Source organism: Pantoea rodasii, assembly GCF_002095465.1.
Taxonomy (GTDB): Bacteria; Pseudomonadota; Gammaproteobacteria; order Enterobacterales; family Enterobacteriaceae; genus Pantoea; species Pantoea rodasii.
The window spans coordinates 396,043-415,095 of record NZ_MLFP01000001.1 but is presented as its reverse complement, the minus strand read 5'-3'; the positions used below and the strand labels follow the sequence as shown (position 1 = coordinate 415,095).

The following is a 19,053-nucleotide window of genomic DNA, read 5'->3' as shown; positions in this document are numbered from 1 at the left end:
GTTACCCGCAAAATGTAACCAGCGATGAGATTGTTTGCGGCCCATTCACATCAGATGTTTTTTGATTTCCACCAGGCAACTCATGGCGTTAGGGCCCTGCGTCAACGACGAGGTGCCGATGTCCAGCGTCAGCACATTGGGGTTGCCTGCCCGGTCCCACGGCTGCCACGCGCGGCCGAATCCGGGATCAAACCACGCACCGGTGGCGATGATTACCACGCCCGGCGTTAAGCCATCGCTGAGGCGCACGCCCGCCAGCATGCGACCGCGCGCGTTGCTGACTTCAATCTCATCGCCATCAACGATCTGACGCGCCGCAGCGTCCTGCGGATGCATGTATAAGGTTTCGTGCCCGGCGGTTTTATTCGCCTGCACCGTGGCAGTGGCGTCCATCTGGCTATGCAGTCGATCCGAAGGCTGAATCGAGATCATATGCAGCGGGAAATCCTCGCTCAGCGGCGCGCCTAACCACTCCTGCGGCTCACGCCACTCAGGATGTCCGGCAAAATCTTCCAGCTGATAATCGGCGATGGTCTGACAAAACAGCTCGATTTTACCACTGGCGGTTTGGATCGGATGGGCCTGCGGATTAGCACGGAAATCGTCCATAAATACATACGGCTTGCCGCCTTCCGGAATCTCGACGAAGCCGCGCTCCCAGAACTCGCCAAACTCCGGGAAGTGGATTTCTTTGCGCGCGTGCGCCACCGCACACTGCTGATACAGGTGCTCAATCCACTGCATCTCATTGCGCCCTTCGGTAAACACATCGCGGTAGCCGAGACGGTCGGCGATATCCGCGAAGATATCGAAATCATTACGCGCCTGATGCTGCGGTTTCACCGCCTGATGCATCGCGAACACAAAACGATCGCGTGAAGATCCGCCGATGTCGTTACGCTCCAGCGTCGTGGTGGCGGGCAACACGATATCCGCCATCTGCGCCGCCGGGGTCCAGACGATATCCTGCACGATCACGGTATCCGGGCGCTGCCAGCCTTCCACTAAGCGGTTGAGCTGCTGATGATGATGGAACGGATTCCCGCCCGCCCAGTGCACCAGATGGATATCGGGATAGTGCAGAGTTTCGCCCTGGAAGTGATACGGCTGGCCCGGATTGAGCAGCATGTCGCTGATACGCGCCACCGGAATCGAGAAGTTACCGGGATTCGGCCCGGTGCTCATCATCGGCGCTGGCCCTTCCTGACGCGGATTACCAACGCTGTTCATCGAACCGTGACCGAAGGAGAAGCCGCCGCCCGGCAAACCTGGCTGGCCGAGCATTGAAGAGAGCGCGATCATCATCCAGTACGGCTGTTCACCGCGATGGGCGCGCTGCACCGAGTAGGAACAGGTAATAAAGCTGCGTTTGCCAATCAGCTGCTGTGCCAGTAACGCGATACGCGCCGCCGGAATGCCGGTGATGGCACTCGCCCACTGTGGCGTCTTGGCGATGCCGTCGCTTTCGCCCAACAGATATTCACGTAGCTGCGGCCAGCCGGTGCAGTGGCTGGCGAGAAAGCTTTCGTCCAGCGCGTTGCGGCGCGTAATCTCAAAACCAAGCGCCAGCATCAGCGCCACATCGGTATTCGGGCGAATCGCAATCCACTCGGCATTGACGAACGCCGGGCAGTCATCGCGCATTGGGCTGATGTTGATGATCGGCGTGCCTTTGGCGCTCAGCTGCTCCAGCGCCGGTTTCAGGCTGTGCTGTCCGGCTCCGCCTGACGCCACCTGGGCATTTTTCAGCGCCAGGCCACCGAAGGCGATAAAGATCTCCGCATGTTCCACCACGCTTGGCCAGTCGGTGACGCGCCCGGTGAGCGGCATGTAGGTGCCAATCACGTATGGCAGGAAGAACTGTGCCGCGCCCCAGCTGTAGTTGCCCTGCTGGTCAACACCGCCGCCGCCCTGGAAATAAAAACGACGGATCAGGGTGCGCGCATGGTTAACGCGTCCCGCCGATGACCAGCCATAAGAGCCGTTGAAAATACCGGATGCGCCGTAGCGATCGCGCACGCGGCGATTCTCTTCGGCCACCAGATCCAGCGCGGTATCCCAATCCACCGCGACAAAATCTTCGCGTCCGCGCAGGGTACGATCGCTGTTCTCACGCGACTTCAACCATGAACGGCGCACCATCGGCTGGCGGATGCGTTTATCCGAATAAACCAGTTCCGGGATGGTATTGAGCATCGGCGAGGGATCGGCATCTGCGAAGAAGGGTTCGCAGCCAATCAGGCGGTCGTTTTCCGTCACGGCGGTGAAAGCGCCCCAGTGCGCCAGGTGCGGCACGCGTGTTTTCATGATTTTGGGTCCGGCAGGCAGGTCTGAATAGTACTGGCAGCATAACATGCCGCCCTGGCGGGCTGAAGCCTGGCTGTGAGCGCCTGATTTTCCGCGCTTTTGCGACAGCGCTGACATTCTCGCGGGTTGCTACGGGTAGTGTTTTCCGTAACACTGGTGGCATGTGTAAACGTTTTCCCGGATGCAAGAAATCGCATGGCTACCATTAAGGATGTTGCCCGCATGGCTGGGGTGTCGGTCGCGACCGTTTCCCGCGTCATCAATCATTCACCCAAAGCCAGCGAGAGTTCACGCCTCGCCGTAACTCAGGCTATGGAGCAGTTGCAGTATCACCCGAACGCCAACGCGCGCGCCCTGGCGCAGCAATCCACCGAAACTATCGGGTTGGTGGTGGGTGACGTTTCCGACCCCTTTTTTGGCGCGATGGTGAAAGCCGTCGATGAAGTGGCGGGTGCAACCGGCAACTTTCTGCTGATTGGTAACGGTTACCACAACGAGCAAAAAGAGCGTCAGGCGATTGAACAGCTGATGCGTCATCGCTGCGATGCGCTGGTGGTACACGCCAAGAAGATCCCCGATGCCGATTTGGAAATGCTGATGAAGCAGGTGCCGGGCATGGTGCTGCTCAATCGGCTGCTAAAAGGTTTTGAATCACGCTGTATCGCGCTGGATGACCGTTACGGCGCCTGGCTGGCAACGCGCCATCTGATTCAGCAAGGCCATACGCAGATCGCCTTTATCTGCTCGACCCACCCGATTTCGGATTCCGAAGACCGCCTGCAGGGCTATTACGATGCGCTGAAAGAGCACGGTTTGCCGTCCAACGATCGTCTGGTGGCGTGGGGCGAACCGGATGAAGTCGGTGGCGAGCAGGCGATGACGGAATTGTTGGGGCGCGGTAAACAGTTCACGGCGGTGGCCTGTTACAACGATTCGATGGCGGCCGGTGCGCTGGCGGTGCTGAGTGATAACGGCATTCGCGTGCCGGAAGAGATGTCGCTGATTGGTTTTGATGATGTGCTGGTGTCACGCTATGTGCGCCCGCGCCTGACCACGGTGCGTTACCCGATTGTCACCATGGCGCAGCAGGCGGCACAGCTGGCGCTAGCGTTAGCCAACGGCACGGAAATGCCGGAGGTGACCAATATGTTTAGCCCAACGCTGGTAAGAAGGCATTCGGTGAGCGGACCGGGTTGATCTCCAGGTGCGCATAAATGCGCACCGGATCATAACGCCTGCGAATACACCTTCACCCGCACATCGGGGAACTCCAGCGCGTCACACTGATACTGCCAGCCAAAGCGCTCGTAGTAGCCACCAAACGTTGACCACAGCCACAACTTTTCATGTCCGCACTCGCGGGCATAATTCAACACATGCTGCTGTAACGCTTCGCTCAGGCCATTGCCGCGCGCATGCTCATCGATATACAGCGCGGCAATCCATGGATAGAGATCCTGACGGCTGATCAAATCACAGCGCCAGAACCCGATAGTGCCCAACGGTACATCGCCATCCAGCGCCACAAAGGTCACCGGATACTCCGCTCCGTTGAGGCTGCTGCGCACAATGCTGTCGTAAAACTCGCGTGACGTTCCTGCACCAAACGCCTGCCACAGCCAGTCGGTGATATGACTGGCGTGATGCGGTACGTCGCTCAGTGGAACAATGTTGATCACATCAGCTCCAGCGCCAGCAGCTCCTGAATGGTCTGCGCACGACGGATTTCACGCGGTGCGCCATTCTCGAACAGCACTTCCGGAATCAATGGACGACTGTTGTAGTTGGAGGACATAGATGCGCCATACGCGCCGGTATCGTGGAACACCAGATAATCACCGACCTGCGTAGCGGGCAGCGCACGCGTCTCGACTTTGCCGCCTTCCAGCTGAGTAAACACATCGCCTGATTCGCACAGCGGACCGGCCACCACGCTCTCAACGGTGTCATCACTCAGCGCGCGACCATCGGCTGGCAGCACGGAAATATGGTGGTAGCTGCCGTACATCGACGGACGCATCAAATCGCTGAAGCCCGCATCCACCAGCACAAAGTGACGGCTGCCCATATCCTTAACGGCACGCACCTGCGACACCAGCACGCCAGACTCCGCCACCAGGAAACGACCCGGCTCAATTTCCAGTTTCACCGCATGACCGAGATGCGCCGCGATGCGGTCTCGCGCACCACTCCACAAACCGAAATAGTGCTGGGTATCAATAGATTCTTCGCCGAAGCGGTAAGGAATCGACAGACCACCGCCCGCTGAAATCGCTTCCAGATCCTGACCGAATTCGATGACCTGATCGACCATCGCGTCACACACCTGCTGCAGGTGACCGTAGTCAACGCCTGAACCAATGTGCATATGCAAACCCACCAGGTGCAGACCATGCTGCTGAATCGCCGCCAGCGCCAGCGGCAGATCGCTGTGCCAGATGCCGTGCTTGCTGTTCTCACCGCCGGTGTTGGTTTTCTGGCTATGGCCGTGACCAAAACCTGGATTGATACGCAGCCAGACTTTATGGCCCGCATAGACCGCGCCAAGCTGATGCAGCATATCGACCGAACCGGCATTGACCGGCACTTTTAGCTCGGCGATACGTGTCAGCGTCGGCTGATCGAAGACGTCAGCAGTAAACACGATGTCCTCGCCACCCGGCTGGAAACCAGCGGCCAAAGCGCGTTCAATTTCACCCAGGGAAACCGAATCAACTTTGACACCCGCAGCACGCATCAGGCGCAGAATGTGAATATTCGAGCAGGCTTTCTGGGCAAAACGCACCACGTCAAACGCGCTCAGCTGCGCAATACGCTGCTGGATAATGGCGGCATCGTAGGCCCAGAAGGGGCCCGCATAGCGCTGTGCCAGCGGCAGTAAGTTGGCGGCGGTCAGGGCGGTTTCAGTGTTGTTCAGTGGACGTGGCATCTCAATTCTCCTGTGTCTTTACCACTATTTAGCCACAGTCTTTCAATTCAGAAAAATATCTGTTTTAGCGACATCTATGCAAATATGATATGGATTGGTGAGGAGGAATGATGGCAAAAATTAACTGGCGGCATATCGAAATTTTCCATGCGGTGATGACCAGCGGCAACCTGACGCAGGCCGCCGCGTTGCTGCACACCTCGCAGCCAACGGTGAGCCGCGAGCTGGCGCGGCTGGAGCAGCAGCTGGGTCTCGAACTGTTTGAGCGGGTGCGCGGACGGTTGCAACCCACGGTACAAGGGCTGCGTCTGTATGAAGAGGTGCAGCGATCCTGGTACGGCTTAGACCGCATCATGGATGCGGCGGAAGGCTTGCGCCAGTTTCGCCAGGGCGAGCTATCGATCGCCTGTTTGCCGGTGTTCTCGCAGTCACTGCTGCCGCCGCTGCTGCAACCCTTTCTGCAACGCTATCCGCAGGTCAGCCTGAATATCATTCCGCAGGAGTCGCCGCTGCTGGAGGAGTGGCTGTCGGCTCAGCGCTACGATCTCGGTTTGACGGAAACCCAGCATGCTCCGGCCGGCACCGAGCGCGTGCCGCTGCTGACCTGTGATGAAGTGTGCGTGCTGCCGCCCAACCATCCGCTGTGTCAGCGTGAGGTGTTAACGCCGCAGGATTTTCAGGGGGAGAATTACGTCAGTTTGTCGCGCAGTGATAGCTATCGCCAGCTACTGGATTCGCTGTTTCATGAGCAACAGGTGGACCGGCGTTTGGTACTGGAGACGCACAGTGCGGCGTCAGTGTGCGCGATGGTGCGCGCGGGGGTGGGGATTTCAATTGTGAATCCGCTGACCGCGCTGGATTACGCAGACAGCGGCGTGGTGATGCGCCGTTTCAGTGTTGCCGTACCCTTTACCGTGAGTCTGGTGCGGCCCCTGCATCGGCCGGCATCGGCGCTAGTCGATCATTTCTGCGACCACCTGCAACAGCAGGTGGCCACATTGACTCAACGCATTGCCGAACGTCTGATTTAAGCGCGTACCGCTTCGCCCTGCCCGCCCGATTTGCGGAAGGTGATCAGGCAAATCACCAGACCCACTACCGCGAGTGCCGCAGCAGCAACCGGCACAGCGGTCAGGCCAAAGCCTTTGTCGATCACTGCACCGCCTACCCAGGCACCCAGTGCATTGCCGACGTTAAAGGCCGCGATGTTCAGCGTTGACACCAGATTTGGCGCCTCTTTACCATGGCGCACCACGTTAATCTGCAAGCCCGGCACGGTAGCAAAGGTCGCCATCGCCCACAGGAACAGGGTGAGTTCCGCCAGCCACAGCGCGTGGCTGGTCCAGCTGAACAGCAAAGAGAACACGGCGATCAGTACAAAGCTGAGGATCAGGCTAAAGGAGACTTTCCAGTCGGCCAGCTTGCCGCCGAGGATGTTGCCCACCGTCAGGCCCGCACCAATCAGGAACAGCGTCCAGCTAACACCGCGATCGGTGATGCCGGTTACCTGCAACAGCAGCGGAGCGATATAGCTAAACAGCGCGAACATCGCAGCAGCAAAAAACACCGTCATCAGCAGCGACAGCCACAGTTTGCCATTCGCCAGCGCGCCAATTTCACTCGCCAGATGCACCGGTTTCTCTTCTTTGTTAGCAGGCAGACTGACGATTAAAGCGATAAAGGCGAAGATGCCAATAATCGCTACCCCCCAGAAAGTGGCGCGCCAGCCGAACAGTTGACCAAACCAGGTGCCAAGCGGCACGCCCAGCACGTTGGCCAGCGTTAAGCCGGTGAACATCAGCGCCACTGCCGATGCCTGACGGCTCGGTGCTACCAAACTCGCCGCTACCACGGAACCAATCCCGAAGAAGGCACCGTGACACAGTGCGGTAACCACGCGCGCCAGCATCAGCAGGTTGTAGGTATAGGCCAGCGCACACAGCACGTTGCCGATAATAAAGATGACCATCAGCAGAGTCAGGGTGCGTTTTCGCGGCAGTTTCGCGGTCAATAACGCCATGATCGGTGCACCGATGGCAACGCCCAGTGCATAACCACTGATCAGCCATCCTGCTGAAGGAATCGACACCTGTAGATCGCCCGCCACTTCCGGCAGTAATCCCATGATGACGAACTCCGTGGTGCCGATGGCGAACGCACTCAGCGCCAGCGCCAGTAATGCAACAGGCATAACACACTCTCCTAAAATGATCTTGCAGGCGGCCGCACCACGAGCGCAGTGCGGTAACAGCGGACGCTTATAGATATTTGAACTGCGTCACATTCTGATTAAAGCACAGGCTTTGCTGCTCAACCAGCCTCCGCGCTGCAATGCTTTTTTGCTCACAGCGCAATAATCCCTGCGCGTAAAAGTGACTGTGCCTGACCACTGAGACAGATAGCACTTTTCACGCTACGCTTGATTCAGTTGTGATCGCGGTCACAGCGCATCAGCTTTTGACGCCAAATCAATCAGTAAAGGATGTGCACGCATTGCCGATACCCCAATGGATTGCCCGGTAATGTGATGTCAAAAACGCAGGGGAGAATCTATGCGATGGCTTTTCGCAGTGACGGTGGTTTGCCTGAGCGGCTGCTCCGTGGGTCACTACGAGTACAGCAAAGAGGCAGCAAAACGCGTTGATATGACGGTGACCGGTATTCCTACCGTGCTGGGCATTGGCGCGCTCGGCACCACCATTCCGCTGACGCCTGAATACAGCTTAACGGCCGCGCACGTGGCGAAATACTCGATGTACCGGGTGAAAGCCTGGCATCCCGAGTGCGATATCGCCGTGGTGTACCACAAGAACAGCGAAACCAATCTCCCGCCGCCGTTCCGCAACAGCCATATTGGCGACAACGTGAATCTTTACGGCTACAGCTTTATTTCGGCGATGCCGGTGGCGTCGAGCGGCAAGAATCTGATCAATACCACGCTGGCGAATGACTGGAACAAACCGAGTTGCGTAGTGGTGGCCGCCAATGCGGGTGTGGTGAAAGGCATGTCAGGCGGTGCAGTGTATAACGCCAGCGACGATACGCTGGCGGGGGTAATTGTTGGCTACAGCAGCGCGATTGATGACAACAAAAGCGGCAAGACCTTGTATAAGGATGTGGCGCTGTATGTGCCTTATGCGCGCTTCCAGGCGTGGCTGGATCAGGTGGTGAAGTCGTAATTACGCGGGCACCCAGGCCCCTTTCAACTGCACCTGCGGGAACCCGGCGGTCAGAATACGCAGTTCGGCGTCACGCGGGGTGTTGTCGCCCTGCCCCTGAATGCTAACGATATCCTGCGGACAGGCCGAGAATGCCACAAAGCAATCCATCTCGGCGCGCAGCACAATGTAGTCACCTGGCTTAGTCACCACCGGCAGCGTTTTCAACGTGATACCGTCCGGCTGCACCTGAATGTTCATAAAAATATTCAGTGACGCCAGATTGCCGTGCGGCAGTTCGACACCTAACTCGCGCATGCCTTCGAACAGGTTATCGTGGCAATTACGGTGATATTCGGTGCAGCCCAGCAACTCATAACGACGCGCATCGCAGGCAGCCATAAAGGAGTCATGCACGCCGGGTGAGGTATCCGCCACCAGCGTTAAAATCGGATGGCGCTGGCTGGTGATAAAGCTGTCGCCCACTTTGGGATTAAGACGCTGATTCCACACGCGCGTCGCCTCCATACACATATATTCACTGACGTCTTCGGCGTTGTACGCCCAGCAATCCACCACTTGCGTGCCGTGCAGATTGATCACCTGCACCGCTTCTCCTTTCTTCAGACGCACCGCTTTGCCGTAGCGCGCGGGAATAGTGATCGCTTCACGATGCTGATATTCAGCCGACATAGTGTTCTCCTGATTAATGCTGCATGCCGCGACGATAGCGCGTCATGCGAGATTCAAGGCTGCGAGCCAGCCAGTCGATCAGACTGTTGAGCAGCCAGTAACAGAGCGCCACCGTGAGATAAATTTCCAGCGGCGCGTAGGTATCTGAAATCGCCTGTTTGGCGGCGTACATAAACTCCTGCACCGAGACAATCGACAGCAGCGCAGAGTCTTTGATCAACCCAATCATCAGCCCGACCAGCGGTGACAGCATCTGCGGCAGGGTTTGCGGCAACACCACATCGCGCAACTGCTCGCTGCGGCTCAGGCCCAATACCCGACACGCTTCCCACTGCCCTTTCGGCAACGCCTCGATAGCCGCACGGATCACCTGTGCGATATACGGCGCGTAATAGAGCGTCAGGGCCAGCACGCCCACCACCGGAGATGACAGCGTGATGTCGTACTCCGGCAGCACAAAATAGAGCAGGTAAATCACCACCAGCAGCGGCAGTGCCAGAGTTAACCCGCTGTAAAGGTTGAGCAAGCGCAGCCAGAACGGCGAGGCGCGCATCAGCAGCCACGCCATCAGACCGCCCCACGCCAGCGAGCAGAGCGCGGCGACAATGCACAGTTGCAGCGTGGCGATCATGCCGTCACCGAGTGAAGGCAAAGAGGTGAGAATGGCTTGCCAATCCATCAGGCGATCCTCCTTTTAGCTTCCAGACGTCGGGCGGCGGCAATCAGCGGCATGGCGATCAGCAGATATCCGGCCGCCACCAGCAACAGCACTTGCGTGGCTTCATAGGTGCGCGCAATCACAATCTGTCCGGCGTAGGTCAGTTCCGTCAGCGCCACCACCGAAGCCAGCGGCGTGGTTTTCAGCAAGATAGTGAACTCGTTAACCAGCATCGGCAGGCTGGCACGCATCACCTGCGGGTTAATCACGTACCACCAGGTTAAAAAGCGGCTGAGCCCCAGCGTACGTGCGGCTTCAAGCTGCCCGCGCGTGACCAGCGAACGGTTCACCCGCAGAATTTCCGCCACGTAAGCGCCACTGTTGAGGCCGATGGCAATCACCGCGGCCAGCATCGGCTGACCGCCCAATCCGAGGCGCGGTAAGGTGAAAAACACCACGAACAGCTGCACGATGGCCGGCGTGCCGCGCATCAGGCTGATATAGAGCCGACCGATGGCGCGCCAGATCCAGGCTCGGCGCAGTTGCAGGAAGCAGCCAAGCTGCCCCATCACCACGCTGACCAATGAGGCGAGTACGGTGAGTACCAACGTCATCAGCAGGCCGTGTCCGAGTTCCGGCAGCGCGGCCACTACCTGTTGATCCAGCCCCATGCGTTACTCCGCGTTAAAGTCGTGCAGGTTTTCCGCCACCGAAAGCAGCAGCGGTGCAGGTTGATCGTTGCCCTCAATGCCGGTGTTGCAGGCTGAGACGATGAATTGCGTATCCACCACCACGCGACAGGTGATGCTGTCGCCTGCTTTGGTCAGGTTCGGCTCCGGCAGGATGTCACCCGTGCGCGTCAGTTTGACGTGCATAAACAGGTTGATCGGATCCGGCAACTTTGGCACTTTCATGCCTAAACGCGCCAGCTCATTGTTCACCGCTTCAAGACAGCCTTCGCCCTGATAACCTTTTTCCGCCAGGAATGCGCTGGTGGAGGCGGGCAGCAGCAGGTCGTGACGCTTCACGCTGTCTTTGCCCAGCACCATCATGGGACGACGACGGTTGTTCACCAGACGCATACCTGAACCCAGCAGATAGCTGTTGCTGAAGACGCGAGTGTGATGCACCGATAGCCACACGGCAGGATCGGCGAGGCTAAAACCGAACAGGGAAGCCACTGCGCCGTCGCCCTGGGCCGTGATACGCAACAACTGCCCGCGCAGCACCTTAATCGACCCAACGCTGCCCGGTTCCACCGTGACCGACTGAGCCAGCGTGCGCTCAGTGGTATCTTCAAAACTTTCACGCATTAACAGCATGATTCATCTCCTCTGCGTGAAAATGGTCACTCACCACGATATCAATCGGCGTGACCTGCAAACCGTTGCCGGGAATGATGTCCTGCGGGCAGGACGACACTGAACAAATCAGGTCGCACAGCGCTTCAAAAGTAATGCTGTCGCCTGCTTTGCTGTTGGGATCGGTGACTTCCATCCGGCCATCGGCGGTGACCGGGCCGTTCTGAAACAGGTTGAACGGCTCAGGCAGCGAGAAGTACGTCACGCCAAAGGCTTTCATGCCTTCCAGCAGGTTATCGACGCAGTTGCGATGGCCTTCGACGCCGAAATCGACGCTGAAACGGGTGCGATCGCAAGCCGGCACGTTGGCATCATGAATGCCGATGCTGTCGGCCAGAATACGCAGCATCGGGCGGTTCTCGCTCGACCACAGCGCATCGCCCGGCTTAAAGAACAGCGAACGCAGATGCTGGCGCGTGTGCACTGGTGACAGCTTTTCGTTCAGGTCATCGGCGTTGACGGCGACGAAATCCGCCGCCTGCTGCCCTTCACTGTCAATCACGGTAATAAACTGGCCTTTGCGTACGCGGAAGGTTTTACCGTGGCCCGCAGGCACCGTGAGGTTGCTCTGGCACATAATTACTCCTGAGGAATGAAATCGCTGGCGGGCACGGTAAAGGTGGTGCCGAGATACTGCTGCTGCAGCTTGGTCAGCTCGCCATCTTTCTGCATCGCCAGAATGTGGTCGCTGATGGCTTTGTTCAGGCTGCCGTCTTCTTTGCGTGTTGCCCAACCCATCCACTGCGATGGACCGACTTCACCGACCTGCGCCACTTTACCGGCGTATTTTTTTGCGACCGGAGCCAGCACTGAGATGTCGTCATAAACGAAGTCGGCGCGCTTGGTCATCAGGGTGCTGACAGTTTGATCGAGTGAATCCACGTTGATGATGGTGATCGGTTTTTGCCCTCTTTTTTCAGCTGCTCGTTAAAGCCTTTCAGCAACTGCTCGGGCACGCTGGAGGTTTTCACCGCACCGCGCAGGCCAGACAGGCTTTCCGGGCTGAGGGTTTTGCCGCTGAAGGTGCCAGCTTCACTTTCACGCACCAGCACGCCGTTAACGGTTTTGCTGTAAGGCACGGTGAACAGCACTTTCTTCGCACGCTCGGCGGTGACGTTAAGAGAAGAACCTTCAGCATTGAATGAGCCAGAAATCAGGCCTGGCAAAATGCCGCTGAAGGCGGTTTTCTGAAACTCCAGTTTCACACCCAGGTCTTTGGCGAAGGATTGCATGATCGCCACGCTGTAGCCGGTGATCTCGCCTGAGTCGTTGGTGTATTCGTATGGAGGAAAGGTTGGATCGATGCCTACGGTGATTTTGCCGCTGCTTTTGATGTCAGACAGCGTGTCGGCTTGCGCCTGCGCCACGGTGCCAACGGAGAGAAGTGCGGCAATCAGCAGTGCTGTTTTTTCATTATGGTGTTTCCCTGGTGTTGGTGAAATGTCTTTTTCTACTGAGCATATTTTGTGCCAGTTTTTTCACCCCCCCGGTAACACCTTTGAGGTATGTGGGGTATTACTGAATAAAATCAGTGAGAAACATTTGTTTCTTTTATTTTTATTTTAAGTTTCTACGGTTTCACACATGAAGAAATGGGCTTTTGCCGCGGGAAGGGAAATGCACTGTAATGGGGCAGATTCTGGCGCTGCATGCGCCAGAACGGGGCGTTATTCCAGTTCGTCGAGGGATTGGTGTAAGGCCTCAACCTGCGCGAGATAATCATTACTGGTTTTACCCATTTGTCGGGCCACCAGTGAGCAGAGCAGATTGCACACGCCGGAGAGCGCAGCGGTACTATCAAACATCAAACTGCTGTCGGTATGGCAGCGCACCACCCACTGCGCGTGGCGTGCCGGTTTGCCGGAGAGCACATCGGCGATATACAGCATCGGCACGTGGCGCTCTGCCAGCGCATTCATCGCCGCTTCCAGCGCAGGCATGCGACGACGCAAGCCAACACAGATCACCACATCCTGCTGATTCAGCGCGGCGAGATGCTCCGCCAACGAATCGCCGGGGCGCGGCAACAGGCGCACATCAGGATGGACATGCACCAGATCGCGGTAAATCAGCTGCGCAATGGTCTGGCTATGACGCCAGCCCATCACCACCACTCGGCGTGACTGTGCAATGGCGATCACCGCCTGCTGCAGTTGCTCACTGTCCAGCGTGCGGTAGCTGTTGACCAGATTGGCGATCTCTTTTTCCAGGTGCTGCTGCATGATGCTGGCAAGCGGTGATGCAGTCGGCGCGGCTTGCAGATAGAGCGGTGAACCGCTGCTCTGCATCTCACGCGCCTGACGGCGCGCGGCTTCATAGCTTTCGTAACCAAGATGACGGAAAAAGCGCGTAGTGGTGGCTTTGGAAACACCCGCGCTTTGTGCCAGTTCGGTGGCGGTATTCATCGCCAGCTGGCCCGGAGCGGCCAGCAGCACGTCGGCCAGCCGTTGCTCATGGCTGGAGAGTTGATCCCAGTGCTGTTGTATCCGGCCCTCTAACGTTGCCGCTTTTGCACTCATGGTGATTCCCTGAAAAATAAAAAACCATCCTGCACAGAGCGTGCCGGGTTGTCATCAGGAATTTTGCCAGGCAAACAGAAATGAAAAATGGTCGCCATAAAAAAAGGCCGCCATAAATGGCGACCTTTCGGGCTCAATGCACAATGCGCAGCGTCAGGCGCACCGCTTTGGCTTATTTGCTGGTAGGACGCAGCGCCGGGAACAGAATCACGTCGCGGATGGTGTGACTGTTGGTGAACAGCATCACCATACGGTCGATACCAATACCGAGACCTGCAGTTGGCGGCAGGCCGTGCTCCAGCGCGGTGACGTAGTCTTCGTCGTAGAACATCGCTTCGTCATCGCCCGCATCTTTCGCGTTAACCTGCTGCAGGAAACGTTCCGCCTGATCTTCTGCATCGTTCAGCTCGGAGAAGCCGTTACCGATTTCACGGCCGCCGATGAAGAATTCAAAGCGGTCAGTGATTTCTGGATTCTCGTCATTACGACGTGCCAGCGGTGACACTTCAGCCGGGTATTCGGTGATGAAGGTTGGCTGAATCAGATGCGCTTCAGCGGTCTCTTCGAAGATTTCAGTGACCACACGTCCCAGACCCCAGCTCTTTTCCACTTTGATGTGCAGCGATTGCGCAATCGCCACCGCTTTATCAAAGTCTGCCAGATCGTTCAGGTCGGTTTCCGGACGGTATTTCTTGATCGCTTCACGCATGGTGAGCTTCTCAAACGGCTTACCGAAATCGAAGGTGTGGTCACCGTAAGGCACTTCGGTCTTGCCCAAAATGTCCTGCGCCAGGGTACGGAACAGGCTTTCGGTCAGTTCGATCAGATCTTTGTAATCCGCATACGCCATATAGAGTTCCATCATGGTGAACTCTGGGTTATGACGCGGCGAGATCCCTTCGTTACGGAAGTTACGGTTGATCTCGAACACACGATCGAAACCGCCCACCACCAGACGCTTCAGGTACAGCTCTGGCGCAATACGCAGGTACATATCGATGTCGAGCGCATTGTGATGGGTGATAAACGGACGGGCAGACGCACCGCCAGGGATCACCTGCATCATCGGGGTTTCCACTTCCATAAACTCGCGATTCACCATGAACTGACGGATGCCCGCCATGATCTGCGAACGCACCTTGAAGGTGTGACGTGAATCATCGTTGGAAATCAGGTCCAGGTAACGCTGACGGTAACGAGTTTCCTGATCGGCCAGGCCGTGGAATTTGTCCGGCAGCGGACGCAGCGCTTTGGTCAGCAGACGCAGTTCAGTGATGTGGATCGACAGCTCGCCGGTCTTGGTCTTGAACAGCTTACCGCGTGCGCCGAGGATATCGCCGAGATCCCATTTCTTGAACTGCTCGTTGTAGACGCCTTCTGGCAGATCATCGCGTGAAACGTAGATCTGAATCTGGCCGCCCACATCTTGCAGCGTCGCAAAAGAGGCTTTACCCATGATGCGACGGGTCATCATACGACCGGCCACGCTCACTTCAACGCCGAGCGCTTCCAGCTCTTCGTTCTCTTTCGCGTCATAGCTGGCATGCAGCTTATCTGAGGTGGTGTCACGGCGGAAATCGTTAGGAAACGCCACGCCCTTTTCACGCAGCGCGCTGAGTTTTTCGCGACGCGCTTTCAGTTCGTTGTTTAACTCAAGGGCGGCATCAGCGCTCTGCGGTTGTTGTTCAGACATGTCGGTTCCTTATAGCCCTGCTTTTAAACTTGCTTCAATAAAGCGGTCGATGTCGCCATCCAATACCGCCTGAGTGTTGCGTGTCTCTACGCCAGTGCGCAGATCTTTGATACGCGAATCGTCGAGTACGTATGAGCGAATCTGACTGCCCCAGCCGATGTCGGATTTATTATCTTCCGCGGCCTGCTTGTCAGCGTTTTTCTTTTGCATCTCATATTCGTACAGCTTCGCACGCAACTGCTTGAAAGCTTGATCTTTGTTCTTGTGCTGCGAACGGTCGTTCTGGCACTGCACCACAATGTTGGTCGGCAAGTGGGTAATACGCACCGCAGACTCAGTTTTGTTAACGTGCTGACCACCCGCACCTGACGCGCGGTAAACGTCGATACGCAGATCGGCTGGGTTAATGTCGATATCAATGTTGTCATCGACTTCCGGGTAGATAAACACCGAGCTGAATGAGGTGTGACGACGGCCGCCGGAGTCAAACGGACTCTTGCGCACCAGACGATGGACACCGGTTTCAGTACGTAACCAGCCAAACGCATAGTCACCGATGATTTTAATGGTGGCGGATTTGGTTCCAGCCACTTCACCGTCTGACTCTTCAATAATTTCGGTTTTATAGCCTTTGGCTTCTGCCCAGCGCAGATACATGCGCAGCAGCATGCTGGCCCAGTCTTGCGCTTCGGTGCCGCCAGAACCGGCCTGAATATCCATGTAGCAGTCGGCGCTGTCATACTCGCCAGAGAACATGCGACGGAATTCCAGTTCGCCCAGCTTGGTTTCTAAACCATCCAGCTCGACAACCGCTTCGTTGAAGGTTTCTTCGTCATCGGCTTCAACGGCCAGATCCAGCAAACCCTGCACATCTTCCAAGCCTTGACTCATCAGATCTAACGTTTGCACCACGGCTTCCAGTGAAGCACGTTCTTTACCCAGCGCCTGTGCACGTTCAGGTTCGTTCCAAACGTCTGGCTGTTCCAGTTCGGCGTTTACTTCTTCGAGGCGTTCTTTCTTGGCATCATAGTCAAAGATACCCCCTAAGAACGTCGCTGCGCTCGGTGAGGTCTTGAATACGATTTTTGACCGGATTAATTTCAAACATGGCTTTTCAGTCTTTTTTGACGATTCGGTGAAAGGAGATAAAAAGTAACGCGCTAGTTTACCCGAAAGCACACCCACTTTGTAGCGGCGCGATGTATCGCGCGCACCTGAAGCAACGATGCTGCTGACAGATGCGCAATACATGGCGCCGTGACCTCATCACAGTATGGTTATACCGGCCAGATTTGGTCAATAATCAGCTGTACCGAGCGGTTGCCGCGGTACTCATTGATATCCAGTTTGTAAGCGAGTTTCACCTGACGCACGCTGGTGTCTGGCCACAAGGTGGTATCGACGTTAAACGCAATCCCGTCCAGCAGCGGGCCGCCACCCAGCGGCTCAATCATCACCTTCAGATGACGTTCGCCCACCAGCTTCTGTTGCAGCAGTTTGAAGTGACCATCAAACACCGGTTCCGGGAATGCCTGGCCCCACGGACCGGCTTCACGCAGCATTTCGGCGGTGTGCAGGGTGAACTCCTGCGCGTGCAGTTCGCCGTCAGACCAAATCACGCCCTGCAACGCTTCGCCATCCAGCCACTCATCAATCAGCGCAGCAAAACGCTCACGGAACAGATCGTATTTTCGGTTTCCAGCGACAATCCGGCCGCCATGGCGTGACCACCAAACTTGATCATCATGCCGGGATAGAGCGTGTCGAGGCGCTCCAGCGCATCACGTAAGTGCAGACCGGCAATCGAACGGCCAGAGCCTTTCAGCATGCCATCACCGGCAGGCGCAAAGGCGATGACCGGGCGATGGAAACGCTCTTTCAGCCGTGATGCCAAAATGCCGACCACGCCCTGATGCCACTCAGGATGATAGAACGCCAGACCGAGCGGCAGATCGGTATGCTGACGCTCCAGCTCATCGCACAGCGCCAGCGCTTCACTCTTCATGCCCTGCTCAATCTCTTTGCGCGTCTGGTTGAGCGCATCAAGCTCGTTAGCGAGCATGCGCGCCTGCGCAATGTCTTCGGTGAGCAGCAGTGCCACGCCGACCGACATATCATCAAGCCGGCCTGCGGCATTCAGGCGCGGTCCAACGGCAAAACCGAGATCGCTCGCCGCTAACTGGCGTGCATCGCGATTAGCGATCTCCAGCAACGCGCGAATACCGGCACGGCATTTTCCCACGCGAATGCGGCTCAAGCCCTGCCACACCAGAATGCGGTTATTGGCATCCAGCGGCACCACATCTGCCACCGTGCCCAACGCCACCAGATCCAGCCACTCCGCCAGATTGGGTTCCGTTTTGCCATCGATAAACCAGTTTTGCGCACGCAGATGCGCACGCAGCGCCAGCATCAGATAAAACGCCACGCCCACGCCCGCCAGCGAACGAGAAGGGAATTCGCTGTCATTGAGGTTGGGATTAACGATCGCTTCGGCGGCGGGCAGCGTTTCACCGGGCAAGTGGTGATCGGTGATCAGCACCGGAATACCGTGCTGATGTGCGGTGTCTACGCCGGTATGCGAGGAGATACCGTTATCTACGGTGAGAATCATCTCCGCGCCGCGCGCGCGCGCCTGCTCGACCACTTCCGGGCTGAGACCGTAACCGTCCTCAAAACGGTTTGGCACCAGATAATCCACGTTGCCACCCATGCTGCGTAGCGCCAGCACGGTTAATGCGGTGCTGGTCGCGCCATCGGCATCGAAATCGCCAACCACCACAATGCGGCGGCCCGCTTCCAGCATCTGATGCAACAGGGTAACGGCTTGATCGATGCCGCCCAGCGTTTGCCACGGCAGCAGATGTTTGGCGCCGCGCTCCAGCTCAGCCGCTTCTTTGACGCCGCGTTGCAGATAAAGGCGACGCAGCAGCGGAGGTAAATGATCAGGTAGATTGGCGTCGGCCTGGGCTTCACGCCGACGCAGTTCAACAGAATGCATCACTGTGGATTAACCGCCTCGCTTCTGGCCATCAAGCACTTGCTTCAATTCTTGCGGTCCCTGATAGCCAGGGATCATCACGCCGGTATCGGTGAGGATGGCGGGTGTGCCCTGAATACCGTACAGAATGCCGAGCTGATAGTGCTTATCCAGATTGATTTTGCAGGTCTCTGGCGCATCCATCTGCGGCGCATCACCTTTCATCGCTGCATCAAAGGCTTTGTTGCGATCGGCGCTGCACCAAATGGCGCGCATGGCTTTTTCCACCTGGCCATGCAGGCCTTCACGTGGGAAAGCCAGGTAACGCACGGTAATGCCCAGCGCGTTGTAGTCGGCCATTTGTTCATGCAGCTTGCGGCAGTAGCCACAGGTGATGTCTGTGAACACCGTAATCACGTGCTGCTCTTTCGGTGCTTTGTAGACAATCATTTCCGGCGCCAGCGCGGTGATTTTTTTGTCCAGCAGTTGGTTGGTCACGTTGACGGGTTGCGCGCCGCTAACATCGTACAACGGGCCCTGAATCATGTGCTTACCGTCTTCCGACACATACAGCACGCCGCTTTCCGTTAATACGGTTTTCATGCCCGGCAACGGTGAGGGTTGAATGTCTACTTGCTGTAATCCGAGTTTTTTCAGGGCTTGCTGAATGGCGCTGTCATCGGCATGTGCCAGACCGCTAAAGGCGCTGACCAACAACGCCAGCATCGTTAACTGTTTTTTCATCTTAAATCCTT

At 57.1% G+C, this 19,053-nt stretch carries 16 protein-coding genes and 2 pseudogenes; 3 read left to right on the top strand and 15 right to left on the bottom strand.

What is annotated here, in order from left to right; translation table 11 throughout:
- Positions 1-45: 45 nt before the first annotated feature.
- On the bottom strand, positions 46-2,307 hold the full coding sequence (locus HA45_RS01885; RefSeq protein ID WP_100703668.1) for a molybdopterin-dependent oxidoreductase: 2,262 nt from the start codon (positions 2,305-2,307) through the stop codon (positions 46-48).
- Positions 2,308-2,502: 195 nt separating this feature from the next.
- On the opposite strand from HA45_RS01885, the gene galR reads away from it, so the two are divergent.
- A complete protein-coding gene (gene galR / locus HA45_RS01880) occupies positions 2,503-3,504 on the top strand; it encodes an HTH-type transcriptional regulator GalR (RefSeq protein ID WP_100703569.1) in 1,002 nt (333 codons plus the stop codon).
- A 29-nt stretch (positions 3,505-3,533) separates the two neighbouring features.
- On the opposite strand, the gene HA45_RS01875 is transcribed toward galR, so the two are convergent.
- Together HA45_RS01875 and lysA are read right to left on the bottom strand one after the other, a co-directional pair.
- Positions 3,534-3,986, bottom strand: a complete 453-nt coding sequence (locus tag HA45_RS01875) for a GNAT family N-acetyltransferase (protein WP_100703568.1) — start codon at positions 3,984-3,986, stop codon at positions 3,534-3,536.
- Positions 3,983-5,236 (bottom strand): diaminopimelate decarboxylase, encoded by a 1,254-nt coding sequence (gene lysA / locus HA45_RS01870; RefSeq protein ID WP_100703567.1) that lies wholly within the window; start codon positions 5,234-5,236, stop codon positions 3,983-3,985. Before lysA ends, HA45_RS01875 begins: the two co-directional genes overlap by 4 nt.
- A 110-nt stretch (positions 5,237-5,346) precedes the next feature.
- Between lysA and HA45_RS01865 the strand changes: the two genes are divergently transcribed.
- Positions 5,347-6,267 carry a LysR family transcriptional regulator gene (locus HA45_RS01865; protein ID WP_100703566.1) on the top strand — a complete coding sequence of 307 codons (921 nt, stop codon included), beginning with the start codon at positions 5,347-5,349 and terminating at the stop codon, positions 6,265-6,267.
- On the opposite strand, the gene HA45_RS01860 is transcribed toward HA45_RS01865, so the two are convergent.
- Entirely contained in the window at positions 6,264-7,427 is a 1,164-nt protein-coding gene (locus HA45_RS01860) for an MFS transporter (protein WP_100703565.1), read from the bottom strand. The two genes, HA45_RS01865 and HA45_RS01860, sit on opposite strands and share 4 nt — an antisense overlap.
- A gap of 361 nt (positions 7,428-7,788) precedes the next feature.
- On the opposite strand from HA45_RS01860, the gene HA45_RS01855 reads away from it, so the two are divergent.
- The gene (locus HA45_RS01855) at positions 7,789-8,415 is read left to right on the top strand and encodes a hypothetical protein (protein WP_100703564.1); all 627 of its coding nucleotides are present in this window, start codon (positions 7,789-7,791) and stop codon (positions 8,413-8,415) included.
- Here HA45_RS01855 and HA45_RS01850 read toward each other — a convergent pair whose 3' ends face one another.
- The 11 genes and pseudogenes from HA45_RS01850 to dsbC form a co-directional block, all read right to left on the bottom strand.
- The gene (locus HA45_RS01850) at positions 8,416-9,087 is read right to left on the bottom strand and encodes a DUF1989 domain-containing protein (protein WP_100703563.1); all 672 of its coding nucleotides are present in this window, start codon (positions 9,085-9,087) and stop codon (positions 8,416-8,418) included.
- Between the two features lie 13 nt (positions 9,088-9,100).
- Positions 9,101-9,766 (bottom strand): amino acid ABC transporter permease, encoded by a 666-nt coding sequence (locus tag HA45_RS01845; RefSeq protein ID WP_100703562.1) that lies wholly within the window; start codon positions 9,764-9,766, stop codon positions 9,101-9,103.
- Positions 9,766-10,416, bottom strand: coding sequence for an amino acid ABC transporter permease (locus HA45_RS01840; protein ID WP_100703561.1), 651 nt, complete (start codon positions 10,414-10,416; stop codon positions 9,766-9,768). Before HA45_RS01840 ends, HA45_RS01845 begins: the two co-directional genes overlap by 1 nt.
- Positions 10,417-10,419: 3 nt before the next feature.
- Positions 10,420-11,067: an urea carboxylase-associated family protein gene (locus HA45_RS01835; RefSeq protein ID WP_100703560.1), complete on the bottom strand. Its 648-nt coding sequence runs from the start codon at positions 11,065-11,067 to the stop codon at positions 10,420-10,422.
- Positions 11,051-11,683, bottom strand: a complete 633-nt coding sequence (locus tag HA45_RS01830; RefSeq protein WP_100703559.1) for a DUF1989 domain-containing protein — start codon at positions 11,681-11,683, stop codon at positions 11,051-11,053. The genes HA45_RS01835 and HA45_RS01830 overlap by 17 nt, the downstream gene beginning before the upstream one ends.
- A 2-nt stretch (positions 11,684-11,685) precedes the next feature.
- Positions 11,686-12,548 (bottom strand): annotated as a pseudogene (locus tag HA45_RS28900) (transporter substrate-binding domain-containing protein).
- Positions 12,549-12,773: 225 nt separating this feature from the next.
- The gene (locus HA45_RS01820; RefSeq protein ID WP_100703667.1) at positions 12,774-13,625 is read right to left on the bottom strand and encodes a MurR/RpiR family transcriptional regulator; all 852 of its coding nucleotides are present in this window, start codon (positions 13,623-13,625) and stop codon (positions 12,774-12,776) included.
- A 172-nt stretch (positions 13,626-13,797) separates the two neighbouring features.
- Positions 13,798-15,318, bottom strand: a complete 1,521-nt coding sequence (gene lysS, locus HA45_RS01815; RefSeq protein ID WP_100703557.1) for a lysine--tRNA ligase — start codon at positions 15,316-15,318, stop codon at positions 13,798-13,800.
- Between the two features lie 9 nt (positions 15,319-15,327).
- A protein-coding gene (gene prfB, locus HA45_RS01810; RefSeq protein ID WP_100703556.1) for a peptide chain release factor 2 occupies positions 15,328-16,426 on the bottom strand; the annotation gives its coding sequence in 2 pieces (ribosomal slippage) (positions 15,328-16,350 and positions 16,352-16,426; 1,098 coding nt in all).
- 169 nt (positions 16,427-16,595) lie between these two features.
- A pseudogene (gene recJ, locus HA45_RS01805) lies at positions 16,596-18,319 on the bottom strand (single-stranded-DNA-specific exonuclease RecJ).
- A 9-nt stretch (positions 18,320-18,328) separates the two neighbouring features.
- Positions 18,329-19,042, bottom strand: coding sequence for a bifunctional protein-disulfide isomerase/oxidoreductase DsbC (gene dsbC / locus HA45_RS01800; RefSeq protein ID WP_100703554.1), 714 nt, complete (start codon positions 19,040-19,042; stop codon positions 18,329-18,331).
- Positions 19,043-19,053: the final 11 nt, after the last annotated feature.

What these genes read in the sequence shown, in the direction of transcription:
- HA45_RS01860 (WP_100703565.1), bottom strand. Translation starts at nt 7,427, where the DNA reads ATGCCTGTTGCATTACTGGCGCTGGCGCTGAGTGCGTTCGCCATCGGC.
- HA45_RS01845 (WP_100703562.1), bottom strand. Translation starts at nt 9,766, where the DNA reads ATGGATTGGCAAGCCATTCTCACCTCTTTGCCTTCACTCGGTGACGGC.
- HA45_RS01865 (WP_100703566.1), top strand. Translation starts at nt 5,347, where the DNA reads ATGGCAAAAATTAACTGGCGGCATATCGAAATTTTCCATGCGGTGATG.
- HA45_RS01855 (WP_100703564.1), top strand. Translation starts at nt 7,789, where the DNA reads ATGCGATGGCTTTTCGCAGTGACGGTGGTTTGCCTGAGCGGCTGCTCC.
- galR (WP_100703569.1), top strand. Translation starts at nt 2,503, where the DNA reads ATGGCTACCATTAAGGATGTTGCCCGCATGGCTGGGGTGTCGGTCGCG.
- lysS (WP_100703557.1), bottom strand. Translation starts at nt 15,318, where the DNA reads ATGTCTGAACAACAACCGCAGAGCGCTGATGCCGCCCTTGAGTTAAAC.
- HA45_RS01840 (WP_100703561.1), bottom strand. Translation starts at nt 10,416, where the DNA reads ATGGGGCTGGATCAACAGGTAGTGGCCGCGCTGCCGGAACTCGGACAC.
- HA45_RS01885 (WP_100703668.1), bottom strand. Translation starts at nt 2,307, where the DNA reads ATGAAAACACGCGTGCCGCACCTGGCGCACTGGGGCGCTTTCACCGCC.
- HA45_RS01850 (WP_100703563.1), bottom strand. Translation starts at nt 9,087, where the DNA reads ATGTCGGCTGAATATCAGCATCGTGAAGCGATCACTATTCCCGCGCGC.
- HA45_RS01830 (WP_100703559.1), bottom strand. Translation starts at nt 11,683, where the DNA reads ATGTGCCAGAGCAACCTCACGGTGCCTGCGGGCCACGGTAAAACCTTC.
- HA45_RS01835 (WP_100703560.1), bottom strand. Translation starts at nt 11,067, where the DNA reads ATGCTGTTAATGCGTGAAAGTTTTGAAGATACCACTGAGCGCACGCTG.
- dsbC (WP_100703554.1), bottom strand. Translation starts at nt 19,042, where the DNA reads ATGAAAAAACAGTTAACGATGCTGGCGTTGTTGGTCAGCGCCTTTAGC.
- HA45_RS01820 (WP_100703667.1), bottom strand. Translation starts at nt 13,625, where the DNA reads ATGAGTGCAAAAGCGGCAACGTTAGAGGGCCGGATACAACAGCACTGG.
- lysA (WP_100703567.1), bottom strand. Translation starts at nt 5,236, where the DNA reads ATGCCACGTCCACTGAACAACACTGAAACCGCCCTGACCGCCGCCAAC.